Genomic DNA, 12590 nt, shown 5'->3' with positions numbered 1-12590 from the left:
TCCAAATCAGACTTTCTTTCCCCAATATGTGGTCTTACCATCCTTGCTGAGACCTACATAAACAATGGTCTCCTTACGGGGATTTGCCTCCCAATCAAGTTCACGTCTCAGGTAGAACCGTTCATTATCAATGGTCAACACATTCTTGGAAGCATCAAACGTCCATGCTTTACCGGCCTTCCAACCAGACTTTACCTTATGGTCGCTGCCCAATGTCATGGCTACTGACGCATCCTGTTTCTTATAGTGATAAGCTAAATTGATATGCTGCCAGTCGCCAAGCAATTCAGTTTCGGTGATTGCCTTTTGTGTTATGCCTGCATAACGCTCTGGAAGAACAAGCGGCCAACCGTCAGATGTCCAAATGATAGAACGCACACCACCCAACATTAAGGCGTTACTGTTGGCATTACCCTTATAGTTTTCGGGAAAACGTTGTTGTGAAGCATAATACCAGTTGCCCTTTCCATCATTGAAAACAGCACAGTGGCTGATGCCAACCCAACCATGATGATTGCCGAATTTATAGGGATGAGTCAGGATAGGATAAGCATCTCCGCCATGATTAGTAACATCCTTGCCCGTAATGTCATAGTAAGGGCCGTCAATATTCTTGGAACGTACCACGCGGGTATTATAGGCAACCGAGAGTTCGTCATAGGCAATAAAGAGATAGTAATAGCCGTCATGATAGACAACTTCAGGCGCTTCGCTTGCCTGCCAACGGTTTCCAAGTTGACGAGTATAGATAAACTTACCGTAAGAAGCTTCATTCTCCTTGCCCCATGGATTGCCTAAAGCGTGCAAGGGCTTGCCTGTTGAAGGGTCAAGTTGCATGGCAGCAAAGCCACTGTGCCATGAACCGTAAACCAACCAGTGCTCTCCTTTCTCATTGATAATCAGAGACGGGTCGATAGCATTATACTTGAAATAGCAATGAGCGTAATCCGTTGCACTGACTTTATAATTGAGTTCAAGATCGGAATAGTTCGTAACAACATATCCTTTGTCTACCCATGAGTCGATATCTGCCGGATTTTTGGTTTCCATTAAACCGATGAAACAACGTTCGCTCCATGTTCCAGCACCATTGATTGTACCGGGAAGCGTCACGACATAGTACATCCGATAAAGGTCTTTGCTGATGCGACGCACACAAGGTGCCCAGTAACCAAACTGATTTTGATTTCGGAAATCAGTCGTAGAGGTGCCAAGTCCCATAGCTTTTCGTATCTCATTCAACTTTGCCTTCATCCATGTAGGCACACCATGCATCGTCGGCCCCATGAATTCCCAATTGACAAGGTCTTTTGATCTGCGGCAGTAGAAATGTCCACGAGCCTGACCTTCGCCCACATGAGCATTGCCATAACTGGCATCTGTCTGGTACATATAGTAATAACCATCGTCAGCTAATACCACACTGGGGTCGTGAACATTGGCAAGGTTCCACTTGAAACGATTGCTCCAATCGGCAATATTCGTGTAATCATCATTGAGATTTTGATCATCAGTAATGACAACATCGGTCTTCACCTTACTTCCCGGATTGACATACTCTATATTGTCATCTTCCGAACATCCCGCAAAAGAGAGGGCTGTAAGGAATGAAATCAATAGCATCTTATTTGTTTTCATAGACTTGTTTTAGGAATAAAACGATTTGATTTAATTAAACACTAAGTGGCAACTGTCAATCGTGAAGCCGAAATTCAAGTCAGCTGGGTTCACAGTATTCACACCGATATAATATTGTGTATAGGTTTTCCCGTCGGTTCCTTTCATCACCGCCTGTACATCTGCAGTTCCATTATTGACATTGGTGACATAAACTGTGACCTTGGCACCATTCATGGCAGCAAGCCATGTAGCCCAATCGCCTTGAGTTCCCTCATGAGAACATGCCGCATAACCATTTCCCCAACCATAGTTGTCAGAACGGAATACACCATATTCTGAATTATCACTTGCCCGAAGCACAATGACAAAGTTGTTCCAGTTATTTGCCTTGCTGCTATAGTTCGTGAATTTCACCATGCGAGTTTCACCCACCGGAACCTTGATATTGTCGGTATGCAACGACCACCATGCGCTTGAATTATCCGTAGCACCCAAGAGAGAAGGTGTGACAGTGGCAGAAGTAACCTTAGAAGCTGAAACATTCACCGTTACAGTAGCAACTTTCCCGTTTTCAGTCTTAATGGTTACAGTATGATTTCCAGCCTTTGCCGGTATCGCAGAGAACGAGAGCTTGGAATTATCTATCACAGCAACTTTGCCATTACCATAGGTGGCTGTTACCTCCAATCCTGTCTTATCGAACGCCAAAGTGCGGTCAGTAATGCCATGAATACCCTCAGCATTACAGAAATAATAATGTGTACGCGTCGGTTGTTTCGTCACTTTGATAGCATTAATCTTTGCTACAACATTGAATTTGGCATTGGCAACGATCGGCTTTGCAGCATTTTCGCCCTTGAAAGTCTTATTATAAATGACGACAAGCTGCTTCTCTCCAACCTCGTTGATGTCTGGAATTGCGGAGAAATAGAGTTCAGATGCAGGCACAATTTTGGTTACTCCTTCCTCATAAGTCACCTCTGCCGAAACGTTGGCCATGGCTTCTTCGAGGGTTACTCCTTGTCCTATTTCATCGGGAACATTCTGTAACTTCATCGAAAGCGGAGCCTTGTCCTTGGCAGAAGTCAAGCCACCGACAGGAACGATATTCGTTTGTAAGAAGTCGATATAAGAGCCTTCTGGACACAAGAAGCACCGTATGTTATGATTAGAGGCATCAGCATTGCGATTAGCTAACTTGTAAGGCTGCGTGAAAGTCTTGGTAACAGCGCCATTGGTCATCTTCACCAAGAATGTATCCGGACGCGAACGGTCTACTGTCAGCGTAATCTTTCCACCCAACTGCTGCACTTTTTCATCCTTATTATCAACTGGTGAAAGCAATAAAGTGCTTTTAGTATACTTGAAATAAAGCCCACCCCATTGTGAATTGAACTTTGCAGAGTCGCCCGTTGCATCAAAACGGATGGCGCCATACTCCGCATAACCTTCCCCGCCTCGGTCTACATCATTCGTTATTATCAAAGCAAAGTTCTTATAATAAGTATTGTCATTAGGGTTTATGTTCAAATTGAACACAGCGTTCCATTTCGTATTTTCTGGTACAACATAATACTTTGAGAACTGTTGCCAAAAGCCCGAGGTGAAGTCTTTTTCCCCAATAGAATACACATCCTCCTGCATTCCAACGAGTACTTCCTCTCCCGTGTCTTGTTTAGACTTATTGATAGAATCTATTTTCTGAGAAATCCAATCGGGCGCATCAACATTATAAAGGTCGCCACCCTCGCAACCTGTCAATGTCAGCAAGCCCATAACAGCCAGAAATATGACTGACTTTATTTGATGAATATATTTCATACGTTTGGTTTTTTGAAGTGAATGAATAGCTAACAACTTAATGGCTAAGACTTACAACAGGGCGAACTGTCCAGCCCTTTCCCAAGAAATAAGTGGCATTATTACTGCCATAATTGGCTGAATTACCTTCAAGATTAGGATTCTTATTTGTTAATTCCTGTACAATTGGCAAGAACTCATGCCCTTGAGCATAGGTATCGTAAGAACTTTTCAGTTCTGGATCAATGCCCACTTGTGTATAACTGACAGCATCTTTGGCATGATGAACCGAGCGACGGAACGTGCCGTGTTCTTTCAATTGCTGTAATCTGTCAGCGCTATAGAAGAAGCCCCAGCGTATCAAATCAAAGCCACGACCGAACTCACAGCCGAATTCTTTCGGGCGTTCTACGTTGGCAATCTGCTCAAACAACTTATCCGCTGTGGGGAAATCAGCTAATTTCAGACCTACTAATCCCGCACGTTGACGTACTTGATTAATCCAATCAATCGCCTGTTGCGTAGGCCCATTCACCTCGTTCTCACATTCGGCAGCACGCAAGAGCACATCAGAATAGCGCATCAGACGTAAGTTAATACCATCGTGCAAGCCAGTCACAACCTTGTCGTAAAGCCCTGTACGCATATTGGTATTCTTTGCAATTGGCAGTCCACCATTATTATTATTGGTCACCACTGTATCTGTTGCAGTCATTGGTTTGGTATACCCTACATTGCCATTCTCAAATCCTTCCCAATCAGTTTCATACGTTCCGATAGTCCAATAAAGGCGAGGATCAAGCTTACCCTTGATTGTTCGCTCCTGCTTAAACAGCTGATAGAGCCAAGGAGAGGCCGAAACATCAGCCCAACCACCATAAACACCAGGAGCAAAGTTGCTTTCTATCGCTGAGCCTTGTGTGGCATTGACACTCGTATTAACAGGAGTCCACTCATCATCTGTTCCCTGTGATTCTTTATCCAAGAACTGAACTTCAAACAGACTCTCGGCATTATTCTCATATTTCGAGCCTTCCCGGAAGTTATCTCCATAGTTGGGCATCAGCTTATAAGTGCCATATTTCCTACCAATGATATCTTTCAGCACCGCAAGAGCCTCGCTATACTTATGGCGTTGCATCAATGTGCGGGCGTAATACCCAGCTGCTGCACCACTCGTAGCACGTCCACCGGCCCACTCTCCACCGGCATCACGTGACGGAAGTAAAGTCATAGCCTCTTGGAAATCCTTTTCCACTTGGTCCAAAACCTCGTCATACGAACTGTTCTTTCCATAAAGACCATCCAACGTAGAATAGCCGGCATAGTCGGTAATCAACGGTGGATTCTGATAATATCCGGCAAGGTTATAATAAGACAATGCACGAAGGAAAAGCATCTGCCCCTTGATACGGCGCATTCTCTCACTTAAAACCGCATCATTATCTCCACAACGCGAGATACCGAAATTACACACATTAATGGTGTAATACCATTCACGCCAAGGCCAAAACGAAATGTCATGCGTCACTGGTGCATTCAAATCGTCGAATGGAAGATACCAAACCTGTGATGAGTTCCAAGCCTCATCACCCCGGCATACATCAATCATATATCCCACACGAGCATAAGAACCCTCCATACGGATATGGTTATAAGCTGCTATAACGCTCTCTTCCAAGTCGTCAGCATTAAAACCAAAGGTTCCCGTTGTCTGCTGATTGGGGTTCACCAACTCTAATTTATCGCCACAAGAAGCAAGCATGCCAAGCCCCAACACAAGGGCAAGAGATAGTTTATATAGTTTCATTTTGTATAATCTATTAATGTTTTACATGATGAATTGGATATATCTGCAAGCCATTAGAATGTAAAGTGAAGGCCAAACATCACACTGCGTGCACTCGGGAAAGAACAGAAATTATAGCCTGGAGTAAAGGTTCCACCTGCATAGTCAACGTTATAACCATGGTATTTGGTGAAAGTATAGAGGTTCTGTGCCGAGATATAGGCACGCACACCACTGACAAGACCACCAAACCACTTATTAGGGAAATTGTAACCCAACTCTACATTAGCAATCTTCCAATAGGCTGCATTCTGTATTTTGCGCGAACTGAAGAGGTCGTTCCAACCTAAAGTTGCATTATTAGTCACATAGGTGCGGGGCACATCCGACAGATAGGTTGCCCCATCTTCCGAATAACGGTTGGCATCAAGCATGTCCACCGATTTGTTTCCCCAGCCATAGCATGAGTTCAGACTATTGTAGATATCATCAGACACATGATAGTTGAGCGCACCATAGGTAGAGATATTCAAGTCAAAGTTCTTGTATTCCAACCGGACATTCACTCCAAAGTTCACCTTGGGAAGTCCGCTTCCCAAAACCACTTGGTCGTTTTCATCAATCTTGCCGTCAGGAACTCCGTTCGGCCCACTTACATCTTTATACAGGCAATCACCGATATTGGCTCCTTGCTGCGTAGCATGATTGTCTAAATCTGCCTGTGTACGGGCAATGCCTTCATACACCCAGCCATAGAATTTGCCGATTTCGCGCCCCACATATGTAGCATATGCGCCCGTGATATATTTGTCTCCAAATCCCAAAGAAGTGACCTTATTCTTCAATGTGCTCAAATTGGCACCGATTTCATACTTCAGCACGTGGTCGCGATTGCGGTAAGTAGCCGAGAATTCAAAGCCACTGTTATCCATAGAAGCCGCATTCATCGTCACCGATGTGTTGGAAACGCCAGCCTGTTCGGGCACAGGAACACCATAGAGCAAGTCTTCCGAGCGGTTCTTATACCATTCGGCAGTGAACTCCAAGCGGTTGTTGAACATGGCAACATCAATTCCAACGTTCGTCGTTTTCTTCTTTTCCCAAGCTATGTTCTGATTGACAAAGGTCGAAACTGCCGAACCCGACACCGGTTTATTATTGAAACTGTAGGTCATATTGTTGCGTGCCATGGTTGCCATGTATTGATATTCGCCGATATTCTCATTGCCAAGCACACCATAACTGGCACGAACCTTGAACATATTGACCACATCTCGACTGATAGGAAAGAACTTTTCTTTGTCGAAACGCCAACCTAATGACACCGAAGGAAACGTTCCCCAACGGATGGCTCGCGTCAAACGGGAGCTTCCGTCACGTCGAACGACCAATGAAAGCAGATATTTCTCATCGTAGTTGTAGTTCAAGCGACCAATGAAAGAACTCAACGCATGGGTAAATTCAAAGGATTCGGCATATTGTTTCTTACTGTTTTGCAGCTGTAGGAAATAGGGTTCGTTCATATTAATGCCCTGCCCTGTCAACAAATCGGTATGCTCTTCCTCGTAGGTCTGACCCAACACGAGGTTGATGTTGTGCTTACCGACATGCCCATCATAAGTCAGTGTGTTCTCAATCAAGGCATCTGTATAGTCACGGCTGCCTTTCGTGAGTCGCTCATTACTCTTATCTAAGTACACACGGTTGCTTTGTGCCCATGCCGAAATCCACGTAAAGTCCTTCGCATGCGTCTTACTGTAAGAGAGGTTCAGATTGTAATGCAAGCTGTGGTTCTTGTTGTTAAGGCCCAACATCTTGAACAAATCAACGTCAGCAGAGCCATTCCCCACGAAACGGTCTACCAAAGTGTTGCGCTGCAAGAGGTGATTTACGAGCAAAGGATTGGAAGCCGAGATGTCACCATGAATGTTATCATAGTACACTCCATACCCGTATGCATCGTATTTATAGCCATTTGCCAAACCCACCTTGTCGTCAAGCACCCACGTAGAAGGGTCGTATGCCTTGATTGTAGGCTGCATCAACAGCGTTCCACGCAACACATTGCTCACGTCTCCATAAAGACCTTGCACGTATTCTGAGGCATTAGAGAGTCCCATATTATCCTGATTGGAGTGCGAATAGACGAAACTCGTGCGGAACTTAATGAACTTCGTTTCCATAGTGTTGTTCACACGAGCCGTATAACGCTTGTAGTTGGGGCCTGCCCCCTCAAGAGTTCCCTTCTGTTGGAAGTAGTCAAGCGCGATATTATAGGTGTTGTGTGCACCGCCACCGCTGAGGTTTACATTGTGATTCTGCCTGACTCCTGTCTTAAACACCTCGTTAAACCAATCGGTATCGGTGTTATCCATAAACTGATAACGCCCCGTTTCAGGGTTCAACTTATAGCCTCCGGGAATAGGAGTACCCGAGTTTGTACATGCCTGACCTATATACTGGCTGTATTGGTCGGCATTCATCACATCGTAAACACCACTCGAAATCTTGTCAACTCCCACGTAACCAGAGTAATCAACTTTCAAAGGTTGGTCTTTCTGACCGTTCTTTGTCGTGATGATAATCACGCCGTTGGCAGCTCGCGAGCCATAGATTGCACCGGCTGCAGCATCTTTCAACACTTGAATGGAGGCTATATCATTAGGTGAAAAATCGCGAATGGTCGTACCAACGGGCACACCATCGACCACATATAGAGGTGCAGTACTGCCGAAAGAACCGATGCCTCGAATTCTAACCATAGGGTCGGCACCCGGTTGTCCGTCTGTAGTGATTTGCACACCTGGCACCTTTCCCTCAAGCATTGTCGATATATTGGAGTTTGAAACCTTTTTCAAATCCTCGGCATTCACGATAGATACAGAACCCGTAAGGTCGGCTTTCTTCTGCGTTCCATAGCCCACTACAACCACTTGATCAAGCACATGGTTATCCGGAGACAGCTGTACGGCATCAAGGATTGCCCTGCTACGAACGGCAACCTCGCGACTTTTATAACCCACATAGCTGATGACAAGCGTTGCATTGGCGGGCACTTCCAACTGGAATTTACCGTCAAGATCGGTCACCGCACCTGTTCTTGAACCTTTCACCATCACATTCACACCGATGAGAGGTTCACCCTGTTCGTCAACCACCTGACCTTGTGTTTTGATGGTTTGTGACTGCAATACCGAAGCACTCACAGGCATCGGACTGGTCATCAGACTGCCCAATGCTGCCAGACAAAGCATCACAGAGATTAGTTGTTTCCTCATTTTTAGTTATTTTTAGGTTGTTATTGATAAATCTTCAGCTTTTCTTATCGACAAACTTCAAGCCAAGCCACTTCATGACATAGACTACTTCACAACATTGTTTCTTGAAATACAGACTGCAAACAGTAGTTTGTTAAAACGGCAATCGCATGTCTGCCGCATTTTCCTATTCATGAAAATTCTCCTCTATATATAGGGGTTAATAGCTGTACTCATTAGGTTTACGCCGACAAAGATAGGGAAAGTGGAAAAACGGAAGGTGGACAAAACGACACAAAAAGGTGGACAAAAGATTAAAATATAATATGGATTGAGAACAGCTTCACATTTAGTTTTCTGACAAGTCCATTAGAATGGCATAACAAGAGCAATCATACTGCTCAACCTTTCAACGGAACGTCATTAACAAAATAGATTGAACTCTGGCCGTATAATTACAAATAATGAAGTAAAAAACGACTTTTCTAAAAAACCTTTACAATTGCTTTCAGAATACTCGCGTATTTAAAATAAGAGCTGTCCTCGCTCCAAATAAGGCCCGTTTTCTTGAAGGTTACAATCTATTGATAATCAAGTTGTTATGAATTTCAGCACAAGAAACAAGCTGAAATCACATTAAAAAGCGACATGTTTTGTATCGAATTACACTGCAATCTGCATCATATCACGCGGTATTCTGACCCAAACAGCGCGCTGTTTTGCGTCAAACCGCAACGCCTCACAGCTCAAATTGCAGGCCAAGGTCTGAAATATGGTGAAGCAAAGTCTATTTTCCTGCTTTATCTTTTCTATTTGCCCATGCGCTGAAAAGTTAAAAACAAGGTTCAAATATTTACAAAGTTCACTTTAAACAAGTTGCCTGATTTCAAACAGCATATCATGGAACAGCGGCTGTCAATGCGTTGATTGCTGCTGTTCGCAAGCCGGTTCACTTTCTTTTCCCTTTGAGGAAGCATCATTGGAGAGGCTTCTTTTAGGAGCTTCTCCAAATCTCTTGCTGTAGCATCTCGTGAAATATTTGGGATCATTGAAACCTACTTTGTAGGCAATCTCGGTGATGTTGCGGTCGTGTGGATTGTTGACGAGTATCTTTTTCGCCACATCTAAACGATAGTTGCGTAGGAATTGACTCGTAGAAAAACCTGTTTCCACATTCAACCTGCGGCTCAGCATACTGCGGTTCATGCCTAAGGCTTCCGCCAACTCTGCCACTCCAAATTCTGAATCCATGTATTTCTGCTCCACAACAGCCATTACCTGATCCATGAAAGGCTTTTCCTTATCGTCCATTTCAGTCTGATCAGTCAGGAAACTGCGCTGTTTGCTCTGCCTTACCTTTTGCTGTACATGGAGAATCTCCTCTATACGATGCTGCAATTCCGAGGGTTCTTCGCTCTCACGCAAGGCATCTTCAATGGGTTGCATCAGTCGTTCAGCCTCTTTTCTGCGCAGTTCTCTCACGCGACGCTTATAGAAATACCGCGCCATAAAGCTCACTATGACGAGCAACAACAGTTCAAACCACCAGCTTTTCCAGAAATATGGGGCCACACTGACGGCTACTGAAGCCATCATATCATTCCCTTTACTCAATGCAGAGACATACTTCACCTGGAATTCATAGTCACCTGGGGGAAGATGGGTATAGCGCATACTGTGCTCTCCGGGCTTCAACTGTATCCAATCATCCTCAAATCCTTTCATTCGACAACTGTAAACGCCTTGCGTTTCATTGCTGTAACTGAGCGAGGAAAACTCAAACATAATGGATTTATCAGCTTCACTGACGCGTATTCTCTTGGCCTGTGAAATGTCGTTATCAAGAACAGACGTTCCCACAACAGCATCTTCATTATTCACTATAAGGCGTGTGAAACGAAGTCTGCCATGATAAAGCGAAGCAGAATTATCGCCATGAAGCACCGTTACGCCTTTATCACTTCCCAAATATAAAGTTCCGTCAGCCCCACTGACAGCCGAATTCCAATAAAACTGTGATGAAAGCAGACCGTCGCTGACCGTGTAATTAGTAAATGCTTCCGTGTGAGGATTGAACTGAGAAAGCCCATTATCTGTGGTTATCCACAGCATTCCGTTATGGTCTTCCACAATCCCTTTCACCGCATTATTTGCCAAGCCGTCTCGCTGGGTATAGGCTTTGAAGACGGTCTTCCCGTTTCTATCCGTCATTCTTTTATACAGACCATAACCGTTACTGCCTAACCATAATGTCCCATCGTGGCTCTGACAGAAAGCACAAAGCTTGTCGATAATACCGCTTTTCGGGTTATCCAGCTTCGTTGAAAAATGAGTATAGGAGAAAAGATGCGGGGACTTTCGGTTGGATTTCAGATCGATTTTCACGACACCCGACACACAGCCCATCCAAAGACAACCTGTATTGTCAATGATACTGCCGATAGCTCCGCGGATGTTTCCACAACCTTTGAAGGGTTCGAATATCTCTTTGCGCCGAAGATCATAGGCATAGATGCCGTCGTTGCTGCCAATCCACATCAGTTGATTGCGCTGATCATAGCACAAGGCACCCACAAACTGCGTTAATCGGGCATAGTTTTCGGGTAAGGAAAGCCTCTGAATGGTGGCATGCGAGCGCATATCTATCAAGTGAAGTCCGCCTCCCCACGTACCAATCCACAAGCGTTTATCCCCATCAGCAGCCAAAGTTGACACGGCATTATGTGTCAATGCCGAGTTGGTTGTCGTGAAATGAGTGAAAACATTACTGCCCTTTGCCTTGCGGTTCAGCCCTCCTTCCACGGTACCTACCCACAATGTACCGTCTGTTTCAGCATACATTGCATTCACAGCATTCGGAGAAAGACTGGTAAGTGCATCGGTATGGGAGAAGTTTTCCAATTGCAAAGGGCGCGGATTTAATTTGGTAATGCCTCCCGTTTCCGTTCCCACCCATGTGAACCCATGATATACAAAAAGGCAATTCACGAAGTTACTGCTCAAAGGATTAGTCTTGCTGCCTGCATTCCAATGTAGGAAATCATCAGTAGTAGGCTGATAGAAGTCCACGCCCCCTAATGTTCCGACAAGCAACTGCCCCTCGGCTGACACGGCAAGTGACGACACATAGTCGTGCGAAAGAGAGCCAACAGCCATGCTATGATGATATTTCCTCAATGTCTTTTGAGTAAGATTGTAACGCAGAAGCCCCTGCGAACTGCCAATCCAAACGTCTCCCCGAACCACTTTCAAAGAGGTGATAAAGTTTTCTTTCATGTGAGAAAACGCAGGATTTATCACGTGCTTAACGAGCCTTCCGCGTTCTATGGCGAGTTTATACAGCCCACCGTCAATAGCCGCCCACACCGAACCGTTACGCTCTACATCGGCCAAAGCTATGTCGGGAGTATTGCCATGATAACCAATCTGCAATATACGGACAGCTTTCCCCTCATGATCTAACGTGACATGATAGATGAACGAACGGTTCACAATCCACAAAGCCTCCTTGCTGTCGCGGTAAACTTTCACGGAGAGTTGGTTGAGAATGCCGCGCAAGGCATCATTCCTGCTATCAGGAACCACCGTCTTCATGGTCTTCAGATCAAGCACTTCGGTGTACTCATCAAAGCTTATCCACAGCCGATGAAACTTATCCTCCACCATGTTATGACAGGTGTTACTGCGCAAAGACATGCCATCATTGCCCACACCAAAGTAGCGATAGGCATAGCCATCATAGCGAACAAGGCCGCCACCATGCGTGGCTATCCACATAAAACCATAGCTGTCTGCATAGATATCATCGACGAAATTACTGGGAAGTCCACCCGTCATGTTCAGATAAGACGCATTACTCTTCATGACATAAGCAGGTTGTGCCCATGCCGAGAAGCGGACAAAACAAAGAAAAAGCAATAAAATGAGATGTCGCATGCAGGTATTCTCTTTCCCCGATATTGGTTAATTAAACTATTCAGTCATGCAAAGATAGCAAAAAACAATGAGACATCAGCGATTTTCTTGCATAACATAAGAATATGGTTTGACCAAAACAGCTATGCAAATAAAAATCGGGCATTGCCATAATTACTAACAATGCCCGATGTATAAAGTTCTTCATC

Annotated in this window: 5 protein-coding genes; all 5 read right to left on the bottom strand. The window is 44.7% G+C overall.

The window, feature by feature from the left end; all coding sequences use genetic code 11:
- Positions 1-6 precede the first annotated feature (6 nt).
- Positions 7-1638 (bottom strand): arabinan endo-1,5-alpha-L-arabinosidase, encoded by a 1632-nt coding sequence (locus tag EL210_RS04875; RefSeq protein WP_018919840.1) that lies wholly within the window; start codon positions 1636-1638, stop codon positions 7-9.
- Positions 1639-1668: 30 nt separating this feature from the next.
- A complete protein-coding gene (locus EL210_RS04870) occupies positions 1669-3441 on the bottom strand; it encodes a hypothetical protein (RefSeq protein WP_018919841.1) in 1773 nt (590 codons plus the stop codon).
- Between the two features lie 37 nt (positions 3442-3478).
- On the bottom strand, positions 3479-5230 hold the full coding sequence (locus EL210_RS04865) for a RagB/SusD family nutrient uptake outer membrane protein (RefSeq protein WP_018919842.1): 1752 nt from the start codon (positions 5228-5230) through the stop codon (positions 3479-3481).
- Positions 5231-5283: 53 nt separating this feature from the next.
- Complete coding sequence (locus tag EL210_RS04860; protein ID WP_025879614.1) at positions 5284-8487, bottom strand: SusC/RagA family TonB-linked outer membrane protein; 3204 nt, start codon at positions 8485-8487, stop codon at positions 5284-5286.
- 894 nt (positions 8488-9381) lie between these two features.
- On the bottom strand, positions 9382-12402 hold the full coding sequence (locus tag EL210_RS04855; RefSeq protein ID WP_026285906.1) for a two-component regulator propeller domain-containing protein: 3021 nt from the start codon (positions 12400-12402) through the stop codon (positions 9382-9384).
- Between the last annotated feature and the right edge of the window lie 188 nt (positions 12403-12590).

The sequence above is a fragment of the Segatella oris genome (genome assembly GCF_900637655.1).
GTDB classification, from domain to species: Bacteria; Bacteroidota; Bacteroidia; order Bacteroidales; family Bacteroidaceae; genus Prevotella; species Prevotella oris.
The sequence above is the reverse complement of the archived record's forward strand: the minus strand, read 5'-3'. Positions and strand labels throughout refer to the sequence as shown.

What these genes read in the sequence shown, in the direction of transcription:
- EL210_RS04875 (WP_018919840.1), bottom strand. Translation starts at nt 1,638, where the DNA reads ATGAAAACAAATAAGATGCTATTGATTTCATTCCTTACAGCCCTCTCT.
- EL210_RS04870 (WP_018919841.1), bottom strand. Translation starts at nt 3,441, where the DNA reads ATGAAATATATTCATCAAATAAAGTCAGTCATATTTCTGGCTGTTATG.
- EL210_RS04865 (WP_018919842.1), bottom strand. Translation starts at nt 5,230, where the DNA reads ATGAAACTATATAAACTATCTCTTGCCCTTGTGTTGGGGCTTGGCATG.
- EL210_RS04860 (WP_025879614.1), bottom strand. Translation starts at nt 8,487, where the DNA reads ATGAGGAAACAACTAATCTCTGTGATGCTTTGTCTGGCAGCATTGGGC.
- EL210_RS04855 (WP_026285906.1), bottom strand. Translation starts at nt 12,402, where the DNA reads ATGCGACATCTCATTTTATTGCTTTTTCTTTGTTTTGTCCGCTTCTCG.